The sequence below is a fragment of the Neobacillus sp. OS1-2 genome, from assembly GCF_030915505.1.
Classification (GTDB): domain Bacteria; phylum Bacillota; class Bacilli; order Bacillales; family Cytobacillaceae; genus Neobacillus.
Genome location: NZ_CP133265.1, coordinates 3,240,044 through 3,253,906 on the forward strand (window position 1 = coordinate 3,240,044; position 13,863 = coordinate 3,253,906).

Genomic DNA, 13,863 nt, shown 5'->3' on the forward strand with positions numbered 1-13,863 from the left:
TTTTAGTAGGGTCAGTAATGTGTTTTTAACAGTATTTATTAAAAATAGCAAAAGATATGTAATCAAGTGCTGATTCAATATCAGTAAGAAAATACCGTATTTTGTTCGTAAGGCGCTTTGGTACAAAATCAACTTTTAGGCATTCATTATAAAGTTTAGGGAATTCCTCCAAATGTTCCTTTGCGTTTTCTAACATAAATTGATAATCTTGAGTATTTATTTGTCTCACCTCCTTATATAATAAATAATATAGGAGTGAGGCAAATGGATAAAGAAAAAATTATGGAAGTTTTTTACGAATTGCTAGACGCCTGGGAAGACTCTGAATGTACAGTTATTCATGATCGAGGAGAAATTGGGGATTTTGAAGAGCTAAGAATGAACAAAGAAAAATACAAGCAAAAATTTCTTGAAGCTCTAAATGAATAGGGCTTTTTATTTTTGCGAAATAAGGTGATAAAATGATAAAAATTCTAAATCAGCAGCTTCAACCCGTGTCGGTTTTAGAAAACGCCTATTCCATTGGGTATGAAAAAACATTTAATGAATTGTGGAAAGCAACCTTTACTCTGCCATTGAATGACCCTAAAAATACCGAATGCCAGCCCTTATTTTTTGTAGAAGTGACTGATCAAGATGAATACATTGGATTATTTCGGATTATCCCCGAAAGTACAGTGAAATCGGAAAGTACAAACGAAGTTAAATATCAATGTGAGCACGTTCTGGCCACTCTGCTAGATGACGTGCTTTTTTTGTACCATCAGAACGATAATTTAACGACAGCCGATAATATCCAATATCTATTAGATCAGCAATCCCTCAAACGGTGGAAACGGGGAACAATTGCCTTTACAAGGTACTTCTCGTATAAGTGGGAAAATGAAAATGGATTACTCAGTCCAATGTTCTCGATACCTAAGCCTTTCGATGTACCTTTCCAGTGGATACACGACACACAATCCTATCCGTGGACTCTTAATTTAGTGGAGCCAGAATCAGAAGTAACCTGTGAAATCCGGTATGGCAAAAACCAAATATCCATTGAGAGAGATATTGATCCAAGTGTCGTTTTCAATCGGATTTATGCTCTGGGATATGGTGAAGGTGATAACCAATTAAATATTAAGTCGGTTAACAATGGCATCCCATATGTGGAAGATGCTGAATCTATCGCTAAATACGGTTTACGGTCCTATATTTGGGCCGATAAACGCTTTGAAGATGCTCCTACATTAAAGGCAAACGCTGAGGCTCTACTAAACCAGTGGAAAATACCGAAAGTGACTTATCGAGCATCAGCTGCAGATATTTCATCTATTACAGGTGAAGATATCGACAAATTAAAAATGGGCAGGATTGCCCGCATGATTGACGATGACTTAGGAATTTTTGAAGCTCGGATAATAAAAGAAAGTAAATCCGATATGACTGGTAATCCTGGTGGCGTTCAATTGGAGATAGCTAATAAAACGGATGACTTGTCTACTACTCAATCCGATATTGAACGTAGGCAGCAAATCAATGAACTTTATAGCCAGGGTGCAACAAATATTGATAGTCATGATTATAACGACAATGCGGATCCAGACAACCCTGCAGAGATTACTTTTTATTTGCCGGACGAGCTCGTAAAAATCAATAAATTATTGCTATCCTTTAAGACTGATAAATTTAGGGCTTATGAGAGAGCAATCGAAGGTGGAGGAGCTGTAGTTTCTTCCACATCTAGTGGAGGTGGTTCCACTCAAACATCTAGCTCTGGTGGCGGTGTAAGTAAATCGACAGCCTCCGGTGGTGGAGCAGTGACAACATCTGAAGCGAAGACATTTTTGGAAATTTCCGCAATGACTGGAGTTCCGGAAAACTCTGTAGGTACAGAAAATTGGGGGTACCATTTACATGAAGTTAGATTAAGCGGAGATAATTGGACGCATGATCATAAAGTGACCATTCCAGCACATACTCATAATTTTGATGTTCCTAATCATTCACACTCAGTTAATGTCCCTGCACACACGCATAATATTACACTGCCAGACCACACACACGACATACAGTTTGGTATTTATAAGCTGGATAAATCAGCTTCTGCAGTATTAATAAAAGTGGATGGTAATACCGTTCCTTTCACCGGTACTAGCGGTGATAATATCGATTTAATTCCCTGTTTATCAAAGGATGGCGAAGGAAAGGTTAATCGTGGATGGCACACAATTACCATTACACCGAATGATTTAGCCAGGATAAACGCACAGATTTATAGTCAGGTATTTATTCAAAGTCGCGGCGGCGGCTCTTTTTAATTTGAGGAGGAAGAGAGATGGATGGAAACAAGATAATAATTTTTATTAAAAGCTTTTTTGGAGCAATCGGGACAATTTGGTCATTTATTGTCGGTGCAATGGGATGGGCTTTTCCCACTCTGGTGATCATGATGGCAGCGGATTTTGTATCGGGAGTATCTGCAGGTGCGGTTAATGGTGGGGTGAGCAGTGCTAAAGGACGGATAGGTTTTGTCAAAAAAGTCCACATTCTAATCATTGTGGGCTTAATTTATTTATTGGAAAAGGGGATCCTTGGTACTCAACATCTCGGAGACGGTGTGACCGTAGCCTATATAGTTATTGAGTTTATTAGTTTAACAGAAAATGCAGGGAAATTAGGGGTACCTCTGGGTCCGCTTAAAAACTTTATTACTCTATTAAAAGAAAAAGGAGAGGGTAAATAATGGCACAATTAAAAGGCATTGACGTATCCAAGCATCAAGGAGTTATTGATTGGGACAAAGTTAAGGCTGTTGGGATCCAATTTGCAATGCTTAGGTTAGGTATTGGCAGTGATATGGCATCTCAAGACGATGCTCAATTTGAAAGAAATGTTAGAGAGTGTGAACGAGTGGGCATCCAATGGGGGGCTTATTTATATAGTTATGCACTTAATGTAGATCAAGCAAAGAGCGAAGCTGCACATGCTCTTAGACTATTAAAAGGGAAAAATCCAACGTATCCGATTGCTTTTGACATGGAAGATGCTGATGGATATAAAGCTAAAAACGGTATGCCGTGTAATGCCGAATTAGTAGCAATTTGTAATACTTTTCTATCCATTGTGGAAGGTGCGGGATATTATGTTTCTCTTTACGCTAGTTTGAGTTGGTTAAATAATCAGCTAAATGATAACTCATTAGATCGTTTTGACAAATGGGTAGCACAATGGGGCCCATCATGCTCATATGGTAATCCGTTTGGAATGTGGCAGTATACAAGTGACGGCACTGTGAATGGGATTAGTGGAAGGGTTGATATGAACTATTCTTATCATGATTTTGGCGCAGATAATCAACCAGTTTCAAAGTCTGCTCCGGTGGTATCTGCGGCACCAGTTAAGCCAGCACCACAGACAGTGCAATCTCAGTCCATCGTGCCTTTTCCCGGGCATTTGATTAAAGTAGGTACTAAAGGAAAAGATGTAGAAAGAATCCAACGTGCTGTAAAAGTTAACCCAGATGGCATTTATGGCCCTAAAACTAAAGCGGCGGTTAAAGCCTACCAATCAAGACATGGTTTAGCAGCTGACGGTATTGTCGGTCCTGCTACTTGGTCAGTGATGTTTTAGATGTAAAAAGCCCCGTCTCGTGTGAGATGGGGGCTTTTTTTACTTTATATGTTTAAAATTTGCCTTTTTTTCAAATCAAATTCCTCTTGAGTAATAATTCCCTCATCTAATAAAGATTTAAGTTCCTTAAGGGAGCCAAGTTCAGAACCAGTAGAACTTAGATTGTTAATTCTTTCTTCTATTTCCGATTTTAATTTTAATGCTTCTTCATTCATATCTCTCTTAAACTTAACAGCATTTTGCGGTTGATCTACTGTTCTTAATAAACCTACCATTGAACTTCTAGGGGTGGATAATTGTAGATAACCGGCTGAAGTTAACGAAGCTTCTTTGAATTTGATTTCTTGAATTTGGCTATATAATACTTTTGTTTCCCCACGTAATGCTTTATGTATCATCAAGTCATTATTCCCTCTTTTAAAAATTACACCATCATCTGTAAATTCCACAGTAGTATTAGGTTTTTTAAAAGTGTAATTCATTATTATTCCTCCAATATTAATAGGTCTTTGAATTCATTTTATATTCAAAAAGGTAAATTATCATTCATTGAATCATATAATTCCTGCTGCTCTAAATTCTTAACCAGCTGCGTGATGTCCTGATCCCCTTCCACAATCACTTTTTCTAACTCAGCCCGATAAGACAATTCCTTATTAATGTGCTTCCAAAACTGCAAAGCCACATATTCTATCTTTTGACCACGAAACTGGAAGGCTCCCCTTCGAAAACCTCTACTATCGGCAGTATAGTGTATTTCAATTATTACGGTCATCATCATCTTCCTCATAATACTCTTTCATAATCTTATGCTGCTCTTTCATTAAGTCATAAAAATGCACGATCATTTGAATATCGCGTGGTGTATATCCGTTTTCCTCGAAATTCTCAATTAGTTTCTTCCACTTTTCGTTCATATAGATCATCTACCTTTACTTCCAGTAAGTCAGCCAGTATAAAAGCTTTGTCCATTGTAGGATAGGTATTACCCACAGACCAATTAGATAGGGTATTTTGACTAACTCCTAATTCTTTAATTATGTACTCTCTTCTGTATTTACAAACACGTAATAATTCTCCTATTCGGCTCCTAAGCATGACAAACACCTCTGTAAGTAGTTTCTCCAAGCAAACAATAAAATCCTTTCACAAATATTTGGGATAAATATTCATAAAGTGGTAGTGACGGTAATATCATATATCAAACAAGCAAAGGGAGTGATTATGATTGAGTGGAAAAAGGCCTAAATCAGTATCATTTAATGAGAAAAATATGAGGGATAATGAAATCCTGACGTACCTAGAAGATGAACATATAAGTTTTGCACCGTACGTTAAGGATCTGATTTTTGCAGACATGCAACGAAGAAAAGAAGGGCTCCGAATTATTCAAAAGAATAAAGGTGGGGGTATAAAAATCGTTGTAGCCGGTAATACCCATCCTCCCTCCGCAGTGGGAGTGTAACACTGTAACACGGTTGACACTGTCAATTGTCATGACGATTGGAAAGGGGATGCTTAAAAGTGATAGAGGGTAAGGGCTTAGGTGGAAAGAAGATTCATCGCGTGAACACATCACTAACAAACAAAGTGAGCAGCAAGTTAAATAGACTGGCCACAGCATGTAATATGAAACCGACCACACTTGCAGGTATATTAATCGAAAAAGGCCTGTCCAACGTGCAGCTGGTGAATGACCTCCAGAAGGAATATTGTACCCAGGCAGCTTATAAGGTTGTCATCATCAATAATGAATATGTCCTTTGTGGAAGGGAGGATATATAGTGAACTGGACTGATTTTATTTTGGGCGGTATGACAGTTATTTTCTCGTATGCATTTTATTGTGCTGGTATGGATGATGGAACCGATGTGGAAGATGAAGATCTTGGCCAAGAGGATTCCAATCTAGTCGTGAGTGATTTTTCGGGCCGCCATGTAACATTATCTTGTCAATCATGTAGAAAGTTAAAAAGGCATAAAGAAGTGCAACCAAATCTATATCAATGTGTAAAATGTAAAAGGCATGTTGATTTAAGAGCTTCGTAACTTCCCCTTATTAACCCCAAATATCTTCAATTATTATTTCATGTCTTTTGTCGGTATAAGAGTTCCGCCTCCGACCCAGATGGCAGCAATTTGCCCTAGTGCAGTCAGTGTAGCGGCACCTTTACCGATAGCAACTGCAAATAGACCAGCAACAGAACCTGCTAGGGAAATTCCGGAAAATCCAGAACCATCCAAACCAGTAATAGCCCCAACAGTTGTTAATGTAATAGCTCCAACTGTTTTACTTAATGGGACAATGCCTGCTAACGCTATACCCAAATCATTGACAATTCCATGAGAAGCTTTCGGTAAAAAGTCGCCAATAATTTTAGTAAAGCCGCTATCACCCAAGTAGAAAAACGCGGCAATCGGTATGACGGGACCAAAAACTTTAAAGCCAAATTGGAACCCTTCGATTAAATAATGGGTAGTTTTTTCAAGTCCTTTATTTTTATGGCTAGTTAAGGTGATTAATAGAAGAATAAGAATGGAGGTTCCGCCGACTAGGGCAGTCGCATCTCCACCGGTTAAATCGAGGATCGACATGGCGGCTACGTCAGCAGCAAATAATAGTGGAACTAAGATGGCAAAAAAACGTTTTTGGGCAAGTGATAATAACCCTTGTTCGTCAGCTTTCTCATCGGGAGAATTAGGTAAAACGGTAGAAGAGACCTTCAAATTTCCCCGTTTCATATCCCGCCTTAGAAAGTAGAAAGCTGTTACGGTTGTCACCAGTCCCATGATAAACACTAATGGAATGCTGGCATTTATAACATCTTGAATGGGTAATCCGGCTGCATCTGCGGTTAGTTTAGGTGCCGCTTGTATAACGAAGTCCCCCGATAGAGCAATTCCGTGCCCGAACAAGTTCATCGCCATGGCAACGCCCAATGCTGGCAAGCCAGCTCTAATGGCAACCGGTAGAAGAACAGCACCTAAGAGGGCAACAGCAGGGGATGGCCAGAAAAACCAGGAAATGACCATCATTAAGATCCCAATCGTCCAATAAGCAAGTGTCGGGTTGCGTATCAATTTCCTAAAGGGTGAAATCATGACATCGTTGATACCGGTGCTGGTTAGAGTGTGGCTCATGGCAACAATAATGGAGATTACGAGTATCGTCGACAATAATTCCGTGATGGCATAACTAAAGCTATTGAAAATACTACTAATCGAATGACTTAAACTACCAGAGGCTGTAAGCGCAATTAAGAAAATCCCTACAATACAAATTATTGATGTGTCCCTTTTCATTACCATAAATCCGATAATAAGAACAATAAAGGTCACATATATCCAATGAAGAGCCGTTAGCTCGATAAGCATTAAATTCCCTCCTCTCATAATACCCATCAGGGGAAATCGCCCTGCTGGATGTAATACAGAATATGAAAATTGAACCTAGAGGTGAGGGGGGCAAATAAAAAAGAATGGAGAAATATAACTCCATCCTTGTAATTCCTACATTTATTCGATTATTGAATATTTACTAATATATGGAGCACTAGCGAAAATTTTTTGCTGTGCATCTAGACCTGTTCCTGCCTTCATAAATGAATCGGAATTTTGCCAGCTTTGATATGACGCTTCATTTTCCCACACCGACAGGATGACATAAGTAGTAGATGAAATAGGTCGAAGCAATCTTAATGCCCTCAATCCTCGCACGATTGCCGTTTTTTGAATTTGAATTTTACATTGGTGTTCAAAAATGGGCCGGCCTTCATCTGTAACCGGAATATGATTCATAATCGCAAAACTTTCTTTTTGAATAACTCCAACCGATTCTAATACCTCATACTTTCGGGGCATGCTAAATTTACTTTTCCCTGCTGTTTCATGTAATAATAGGGCACCATTTTCATTGACCATGGTCACAATCAGATCATCAGGATATTTGTTTGCTAATTTCGTTAAAAAGTCCAATGTACCAGCGGTTATATAGATGTTCATCTATTCAATCCCCCTTGTATGTTTCATCCTCTATACCATACTATTTTCCATGCTTCATGTTAAATTAAACAAATTATGATCGAAAAAACGACATTTTTTTGACAGTTAGTATCATTTACTATGCACAAATAGGATTAATCGCTATAGTGGAGACAGTCTATGTATAAGAAAATTTTTAAATTTATCCTTTATATATTAAAATGGAGAACAGACATGTCTTTGAAAGGTGGACTTTATTCATGACCAGATCAATTAATGAAATATTTTTAAAAGCAGCAAGAGGTGAGAAAACGGATCATGTACCTGTCTGGTATATGCGCCAAGCAGGGCGTTCCCAACCGGAATACAGAGAAATTAAAGAGAAGTACTCCTTATTCGAAATTACGCACCAGCCTGAGCTATGTGCCTATGTTACCCGCCTGCCAGTTGAGCAGTACAATGTCGATGCCGCGATATTATATAAAGATATCATGACACCGCTTCCGGCAATTGGTATGGAGGTAGAAATAAAGGGTGGAATTGGACCGGTTATAGACAATCCAATCCGTTCTTTAGCAGATGTTGAAAAACTGGGTGAAATACACCCGGAGGAAGATGTACCATACGTATTGGATACAATCAAATTACTAACGACTGAGCAATTAAATGTTCCGTTAATCGGGTTTTCCGGAGCACCATTTACGCTTGCCAGCTATATGATTGAAGGCGGTCCATCGAAAAACTACAATAAGACAAAATCCTTCATGTATTCGGAACCTAAGGCATGGTTTGCATTGATGGAAAAACTGGGCGATATGATTATTACATACGTGAAATCGCAAATAAACGCAGGAGCCAAGGCAATCCAAATTTTCGATTCATGGGTTGGAGCATTAAATGTCGAGGATTACCGTTATTTCATCAAGCCTATCATGAATCGTATTTTCGCTTCATTAAAGGAAGAAAATGTTCCCTTAATAATGTTTGGTGTGGGTGCGAGCCATCTTGCTTTAGAATGGAATGACCTGCCACTGGATGTTGTTGGCTTGGACTGGCGCCTGCCAATTAGCCAAGCAAGAGAAATGGGGGTAAATAAAACCGTTCAAGGCAACCTCGATCCAGCTGTCCTGCTTGCACCATGGGAGGTCATTGAGGAAAAGGCTAAAGCAATTTTAGATCAAGGAATGGCACAAAATGGCTATATCTTTAATTTAGGTCACGGTGTTTTCCCATCTGTTAAACCGGAAACTTTGAAAAGATTAGCGTCCTTTATTCATGAGTATTCAGCATCCAAAATGAGTCGCTAGGTTTTCAACCTATGAGTGTTAATATTGGTAAGCAACCCACTTTTTTGGCACAATAGAATGAGTTGTTTGGAAGGGGGTATTCATTAATCCCCCCTATTCTTTTATAAATAACGAAAGAGACTTAATAAGAGGTGCAGCATATGACAAAAAAGAAAATGGGACTGTTAGTAATGGCATACGGTACCCCCTATTCATTAGAGGATTTAGAAGGCTATTATACGCATATCCGCCATGGCAGGAAACCAAGTCCTGAAATGTTAGAAGATCTTCGTAATCGTTATCAAGCAATCGGCGGGATCTCTCCATTAGCGAAAATTACCCTTAACCAAGCGGAAAAGCTTGAACAGTATTTAAATCAAATTCAAGACGAAATAGAATTTAAAATGTACTTGGGGTTAAAACATATTGCGCCGTTTATTGAAGATGCTGTGAAAAAGATGCACGAAGATGGTATTGAAGAGGCTGTAAGTCTTGTTTTGGCCCCGCATTTTTCCACCTTCAGTGTAAAATCCTATAATGGAAGAGCAGTAGAGGAAGCTGAGAAATTAGGCAACCTTACTATCAAAACGATTGATAGCTGGTATCAGGAACCGAAATTTATCTCCTATTGGGCTAATCAAGTACAACAAGTGTTTGGACAAATGCCCCAAGAGGAAAAAGACCAGGCCGTACTAATCGTTTCTGCACACAGCCTGCCGGAAAAGATCCTCCAGTATGGCGACCCCTATCCAAGCCAGCTGCAGGAAACAGCTAATTTAATTGCTGAACAAGCAGGTGTAAAGAATGTTGAAATTGGCTGGCAAAGTGCCGGAAATACACCAGAGCCCTGGATTGGTCCGGATGTTCAGGATTTGACAAGGGATCTCTATAAACATCATCATTATCAGGCATTCGTATATGCACCTGTCGGGTTTGTTTGCGACCACCTTGAAGTGTTATACGATAACGATGTTGAATGCAAAACGGTTACGAATGAATTAGGGGTTAACTACTATCGTCCGGAAATGCCTAATGCAAAGGACGAATTTATTGACTGCTTATCAAGCGTTATTCTTAAAAGAGTAAATGAATAAAACGCAGGCAGAAACATAGATGGAGGAAGGTGACGTTTGTGACCAAAGACAAACAGAAGGTTGTCATTATTGGGGGAGGAATTGCTGGTCTCACGTCAGCATTCTATCTCCAAAAAACAATTCAAGAGCATCAACTGCCAATTGAGATTCAATTAATTGAAGCATCCCATCGTCTTGGCGGTAAAATGCAAACGGTTGTTAGAGATGGTTTTACCATTGAGCGAGGACCCGATTCATTTTTAGCAAGAAAAACAAGCATCATTAGGCTGGCAAAAGAAGTTGGAATGGATGACAAATTAGTTCCTAATTCGACGGGTAAATCGTATGTTCTTGTAAACGAGAAGCTCCACTCCATGCCTGGCGGTTCAATCATGGGAGTGCCTACGGAAGTGGGACCCTTTATCACAACAGGTCTTTTTTCCGTTCCCGGTAAATTACGAGCCGCAGCCGATTTTATCCTTCCCCGTTCAGAAAGTGGGAAAGACCAATCATTAGGACAATTTTTTCGAAGAAGATTGGGCGATGAGGTAGTTGAAAATTTAATTGAACCATTACTATCAGGCATCTACGCAGGTGATATTGATCAATTAAGCCTGATGTCGACCTTCCCGCAATTTTACGAAGTAGAACAAAAGTACCGAAGCCTGATAATGGGGATGAAAAAAACAACGCCTTCCCAGCCAAAACAGCCAGAAAATAAAGATAAGAAAAAGGGTGGTTTCTTAACCTTTAAAACAGGACTTCAATCCTTTGCTGAGGCCATTGAAGCAAAATTAGATCCGAGGACCATTTTAAAGGGCCACCGTGTTGATAAAATATCAAAGTCCAATGACCACTACGAAATTTATCTTAATAATAGCGAAACCATAAAAGCTGATTGTATTATTGCTGCTACGCCACATAAGGTAACGCAATCCATGTTTTCTGATTATAACTTTTTCGATCCCTTTAAATCTGTACCATCTACATCTGTAGCTACCGTTGCAATCGCCTTCCCTGTGGAAGCAATTAAGAACGATATTGATGGAACAGGATTTGTTGTTTCAAGAAATGGAGATTACTCTATTACCGCTTGTACGTGGACCCATAAAAAATGGGAGCACTCAACTCCGAAAGGAAAAGTGCTTCTCCGCTGCTATGTAGGAAGAGCGGGTGATGAGACGATTGTTGACCTGTCGGATGATCGCATCATTAAGATTGTCCTCGACGATTTGAAAAAGACAATGAGCATCACGATGGATCCTGACTTTGCGATTGTTTCTAGGTGGAAAAATGCTATGCCGCAATATACCGTGGGCCATAAGCAACGGCTTGAAACTATATTGGAGCAGGTGAAGAAAGATCTGCCTGGTGTCTTCTTGGCAGGTGCCTCATATGGAGGGGTTGGTGTTCCCGATTGTATTGATCAAGGAGAGGCAGCCGTCAAGAATGTGTTAGAATACCTAAAAGAAAAAAATATGTCAGAAGAAGCTGTTACGTTATAACCAGCTTCTTCTTTTTATTTTTCCTTGCCAACAGGAAAAATTGGATGTATACTCTTAAAGTATTAAATGACTGAAATGTTCATACAGTCATTTAAGAGGATCAGATTTTTGATATATGGCTTTCAAAACAAGGATTGTCCATGAAGATGGTCCTTATTTTCAGAAGTAAAATGACCAGATGAACGAATTGGTCATAAATAAAAAGGAGGTAGTAGAGGTGAAAAACATCTTATTAAAGGAAGAACTTTTGACGATTTTTAAAAATAAAAAAGTCTTAATTCCGATTATCGCTGTTATGTTTGTCCCCGTCCTATATGCCGGAATGTTTTTGTGGGCGTTTTGGGATCCGTATGACAAGCTTGACGAACTGCCAGTCGCAGTTGTGAATGGAGATGCGGGTGCAACACTTGATGGGGATCACCTAAAGCTAGGTGATGACTTAGTAACTAAGTTAAAGAAGAGCAAAGACTTTGGGTTTGAATTTGTTGATAAAAAAGAAGGTTATAAAGAATTAAAGGATCAAAAATATTATATGGTCATTGAAATTCCGAAAGATTTTTCTAAAAATGCAACTACATTAATGGATAAGGATCCAAAAAAATTAGAGTTGATTTATACTCCTAATGAAAGCTTTAACTTCCTTTCAGCACAAATTGGTAATACGGCTGCTGAGAAGATTAAAACGGCAGTAGCGGAAAAAGTAACAGAAACCTATGCAGAAACTATTTTTTCAAAAGTTAGCGATCTTGCTGACGGGATTATAAAAGCAAGTGACGGGGCAGGTCAGTTAAAAGATGGTTCCGTAGATTTAAATAAAGGATCTGAGGAGTTAAACGGTGGCCTAGCAACACTCGCTGAAAAATCTCTTGAATTTAATAATGGTGTCAAAACAGCTAATTCAGGTTCAAAGGCATTGGCTTCCGGGGCAACTGAATTGAAAGAAGGACTTTCTAAAGCAGAAGCTAATATGCCTATCTTAATTGATGGAACAAATCAGGTTGCTGCCGGTGCAGCAAAATTAAAAACCGAGCTGCCCGCTGGTATTGCACAAGGAATGCAAAAAGAATTAACGGGCAGCGTCGGGGAGCTTAATAAAGGGATTGACATGTTTGAAACGCAGTTAACGAAAGGTTTGGCTGCACAAATTGCGGATCAGACGATTACAGAACAAACAGAAAAAATGAAGAAACTTGCTAACGCCTTAATCGCAAATGGGGTTTCTCCACAGCTTGTAAATGCCATCATGACAGCAGAACCTGCACCAACAAAAGAGGTGGTGCAAGCCGGTATTGAAGCAAAGCTATCTCCAGGAATTGATGCCGGTTTTAAACAATTTAAAACGGGTGTTAATGAAAAACTTTTGGGTGCGACCAATGGATTAGATCAAAAGATTAAGAGTCAGACCGATCCTTATTTTAATCAATTGTTAGCCGGTATTAATCAAGTAAATAGTGGTCAAAAACAACTTCAATCGGGAATCGATGCTTTGTCTGCGGGTTCTATCAAATTAAATGACGGAACAAATACCTTGTCTACTGGATTGAACACGTTAGAGGATGGTTCTAACCAACTTACAGCAGGAACTGGAAAATTAGCAGACGGCTCTAATCAATTAAAAGATGGGACCACGAAGCTTTCTGACGGTGCGAAGGAATTAGCTGATAAGCTTGCCGATGGTGCAAAAGAAGCCTCCAAGGTTCATTCAGATGATAAAACATATAATATGATGGCAGAACCGGTTAAACTCGATAATAAGAAAATGAATCATGTACCAAACTATGGAACTGGATTTGCCCCATACTTCATATCGCTAGGTTTATTTGTTGGTGCACTATTATTATCGATTGTCTTCCCGCTGCGAGATACTGCAGTTGCTCCTTCAAGTGGATTTAACTGGTTTCTTAGCAAGTATTCTATCATGGCGGGTGTTGGAATTATCCAAGCGTTACTTGCCGATGTAATCCTGCTAGGAGGATTAGGACTTGATGTACAGAGTGTACCAAAGTTTATTCTATTTTCAATCATAACCAGCTTGACGTTCATTGCCTTGATTCAATTGCTCGTTTCAGTATTCGCTGATGCAGGACGTTTCTTGGCTATCGTCATCTTAATTTTCCAATTAACTACAAGTGCGGGAACCTTCCCACTTGAATTAATTCCTAATTTCTTACAGCATTTTAATGCCTTCTTGCCAATGACCTATTCGGTTCAAGGCTTTAAAGCTGTCATTTCAAGTGGTGACTTCAGCTTTATGTGGCATAATACAACGATTCTTTTAGGTTTCTTAGTTGCATTCGCCTTAGTAACGATCGCCTATTTTACAATGAGACATAAACATCAACATCAACATCAAAATAATTCTTTAGTAAGTGAATAAGTTACAATACCAGCCGTACTACTT

General features: G+C 39.1%; 17 protein-coding genes. 11 read left to right on the forward strand and 6 right to left on the reverse strand.

The window, feature by feature from the left end:
- Window positions 1-264 precede the first annotated feature (264 nt).
- Genes RCG19_RS16105 through RCG19_RS16120 form a run of 4 tightly spaced genes read left to right on the forward strand, consistent with a single transcriptional unit; the run spans window position 265 to window position 3,618 of the window.
- Entirely contained in the window at window positions 265-429 is a 165-nt protein-coding gene (locus tag RCG19_RS16105; RefSeq protein WP_308107963.1) for a hypothetical protein, read from the forward strand.
- Window positions 430-461: 32 nt separating this feature from the next.
- Complete coding sequence (locus RCG19_RS16110) at window positions 462-2,306, forward strand: phage tail spike protein (RefSeq protein WP_308107964.1); 1,845 nt, start codon at window positions 462-464, stop codon at window positions 2,304-2,306.
- Between the two features lie 17 nt (window positions 2,307-2,323).
- Complete coding sequence (locus tag RCG19_RS16115) at window positions 2,324-2,731, forward strand: phage holin family protein (RefSeq protein ID WP_308107965.1); 408 nt, start codon at window positions 2,324-2,326, stop codon at window positions 2,729-2,731.
- Window positions 2,731-3,618: a GH25 family lysozyme gene (locus tag RCG19_RS16120; protein ID WP_308107966.1), complete on the forward strand. Its 888-nt coding sequence runs from the start codon at window positions 2,731-2,733 to the stop codon at window positions 3,616-3,618. Before RCG19_RS16115 ends, RCG19_RS16120 begins: the two co-directional genes overlap by 1 nt.
- 44 nt (window positions 3,619-3,662) lie before the next feature.
- On the opposite strand, the gene RCG19_RS16125 is transcribed toward RCG19_RS16120, so the two are convergent.
- Genes RCG19_RS16125 through RCG19_RS16140 form a run of 4 tightly spaced genes read right to left on the reverse strand, consistent with a single transcriptional unit; the run spans window position 3,663 to window position 4,716 of the window.
- A complete protein-coding gene (locus RCG19_RS16125) occupies window positions 3,663-4,100 on the reverse strand; it encodes an SHOCT domain-containing protein (RefSeq protein ID WP_308107967.1) in 438 nt (145 codons plus the stop codon).
- Between the two features lie 44 nt (window positions 4,101-4,144).
- Window positions 4,145-4,396, reverse strand: a complete 252-nt coding sequence (locus RCG19_RS16130) for a hypothetical protein (protein WP_308107968.1) — start codon at window positions 4,394-4,396, stop codon at window positions 4,145-4,147.
- A complete protein-coding gene (locus RCG19_RS16135; RefSeq protein ID WP_308107969.1) occupies window positions 4,377-4,535 on the reverse strand; it encodes a hypothetical protein in 159 nt (52 codons plus the stop codon). Before RCG19_RS16135 ends, RCG19_RS16130 begins: the two co-directional genes overlap by 20 nt.
- On the reverse strand, window positions 4,507-4,716 hold the full coding sequence (locus RCG19_RS16140; protein WP_308111010.1) for a helix-turn-helix transcriptional regulator: 210 nt from the start codon (window positions 4,714-4,716) through the stop codon (window positions 4,507-4,509). The genes RCG19_RS16135 and RCG19_RS16140 overlap by 29 nt, the downstream gene beginning before the upstream one ends.
- Before the next feature lie 130 nt (window positions 4,717-4,846).
- On the opposite strand from RCG19_RS16140, the gene RCG19_RS16145 reads away from it, so the two are divergent.
- From RCG19_RS16145 to RCG19_RS16155, 3 genes are read left to right on the forward strand one after another with little or no spacing between them, the layout of a single operon-like run.
- Complete coding sequence (locus tag RCG19_RS16145) at window positions 4,847-5,083, forward strand: hypothetical protein (RefSeq protein ID WP_308107970.1); 237 nt, start codon at window positions 4,847-4,849, stop codon at window positions 5,081-5,083.
- Between the two features lie 59 nt (window positions 5,084-5,142).
- Complete coding sequence (locus RCG19_RS16150) at window positions 5,143-5,403, forward strand: hypothetical protein (protein ID WP_308107971.1); 261 nt, start codon at window positions 5,143-5,145, stop codon at window positions 5,401-5,403.
- The gene (locus RCG19_RS16155; RefSeq protein WP_308107972.1) at window positions 5,403-5,666 is read left to right on the forward strand and encodes a hypothetical protein; all 264 of its coding nucleotides are present in this window, start codon (window positions 5,403-5,405) and stop codon (window positions 5,664-5,666) included. The genes RCG19_RS16150 and RCG19_RS16155 overlap by 1 nt, the downstream gene beginning before the upstream one ends.
- A 33-nt stretch (window positions 5,667-5,699) precedes the next feature.
- Here the strand turns inward: RCG19_RS16155 and RCG19_RS16160 are convergent, their stop codons facing one another.
- Window positions 5,700-6,992, reverse strand: a complete 1,293-nt coding sequence (locus tag RCG19_RS16160) for a hypothetical protein (RefSeq protein ID WP_308107973.1) — start codon at window positions 6,990-6,992, stop codon at window positions 5,700-5,702.
- 141 nt (window positions 6,993-7,133) lie between these two features.
- Window positions 7,134-7,619: an antibiotic biosynthesis monooxygenase family protein gene (locus RCG19_RS16165; protein WP_308107974.1), complete on the reverse strand. Its 486-nt coding sequence runs from the start codon at window positions 7,617-7,619 to the stop codon at window positions 7,134-7,136.
- 239 nt (window positions 7,620-7,858) lie between these two features.
- On the opposite strand from RCG19_RS16165, the gene hemE reads away from it, so the two are divergent.
- The 4 genes from hemE (at window position 7,859) to RCG19_RS16185 (ending at window position 13,839) form a co-directional block, all read left to right on the forward strand.
- Window positions 7,859-8,905 carry a uroporphyrinogen decarboxylase gene (gene hemE / locus RCG19_RS16170; protein ID WP_308107975.1) on the forward strand — a complete coding sequence of 349 codons (1,047 nt, stop codon included), beginning with the start codon at window positions 7,859-7,861 and terminating at the stop codon, window positions 8,903-8,905.
- Between the two features lie 140 nt (window positions 8,906-9,045).
- Window positions 9,046-9,978 carry a ferrochelatase gene (gene hemH, locus RCG19_RS16175; RefSeq protein WP_166241634.1) on the forward strand — a complete coding sequence of 311 codons (933 nt, stop codon included), beginning with the start codon at window positions 9,046-9,048 and terminating at the stop codon, window positions 9,976-9,978.
- 38 nt (window positions 9,979-10,016) lie between these two features.
- Complete coding sequence (hemY, locus tag RCG19_RS16180) at window positions 10,017-11,462, forward strand: protoporphyrinogen oxidase (protein WP_308107976.1); 1,446 nt, start codon at window positions 10,017-10,019, stop codon at window positions 11,460-11,462.
- Window positions 11,463-11,679: 217 nt separating this feature from the next.
- Complete coding sequence (locus tag RCG19_RS16185; protein ID WP_308107977.1) at window positions 11,680-13,839, forward strand: YhgE/Pip family protein; 2,160 nt, start codon at window positions 11,680-11,682, stop codon at window positions 13,837-13,839.
- Window positions 13,840-13,863: the final 24 nt, after the last annotated feature.

Bases quoted from the DNA above. Each gene is read 5' to 3' on its own strand.
- RCG19_RS16105 (WP_308107963.1), top strand. From the start codon at position 265: ATGGATAAAGAAAAAATTATGGAAGTTTTTTACGAATTGCTAGACGCC.
- RCG19_RS16110 (WP_308107964.1), top strand. From the start codon at position 462: ATGATAAAAATTCTAAATCAGCAGCTTCAACCCGTGTCGGTTTTAGAA.
- RCG19_RS16115 (WP_308107965.1), top strand. From the start codon at position 2,324: ATGGATGGAAACAAGATAATAATTTTTATTAAAAGCTTTTTTGGAGCA.
- RCG19_RS16120 (WP_308107966.1), top strand. From the start codon at position 2,731: ATGGCACAATTAAAAGGCATTGACGTATCCAAGCATCAAGGAGTTATT.
- RCG19_RS16125 (WP_308107967.1), bottom strand. From the start codon at position 4,100: ATGAATTACACTTTTAAAAAACCTAATACTACTGTGGAATTTACAGAT.
- RCG19_RS16130 (WP_308107968.1), bottom strand. From the start codon at position 4,396: ATGATGACCGTAATAATTGAAATACACTATACTGCCGATAGTAGAGGT.
- RCG19_RS16135 (WP_308107969.1), bottom strand. From the start codon at position 4,535: ATGAACGAAAAGTGGAAGAAACTAATTGAGAATTTCGAGGAAAACGGA.
- RCG19_RS16140 (WP_308111010.1), bottom strand. From the start codon at position 4,716: ATGCTTAGGAGCCGAATAGGAGAATTATTACGTGTTTGTAAATACAGA.
- RCG19_RS16160 (WP_308107973.1), bottom strand. From the start codon at position 6,992: ATGCTTATCGAGCTAACGGCTCTTCATTGGATATATGTGACCTTTATT.
- RCG19_RS16165 (WP_308107974.1), bottom strand. From the start codon at position 7,619: ATGAACATCTATATAACCGCTGGTACATTGGACTTTTTAACGAAATTA.
- hemE (WP_308107975.1), top strand. From the start codon at position 7,859: ATGACCAGATCAATTAATGAAATATTTTTAAAAGCAGCAAGAGGTGAG.
- hemH (WP_166241634.1), top strand. From the start codon at position 9,046: ATGACAAAAAAGAAAATGGGACTGTTAGTAATGGCATACGGTACCCCC.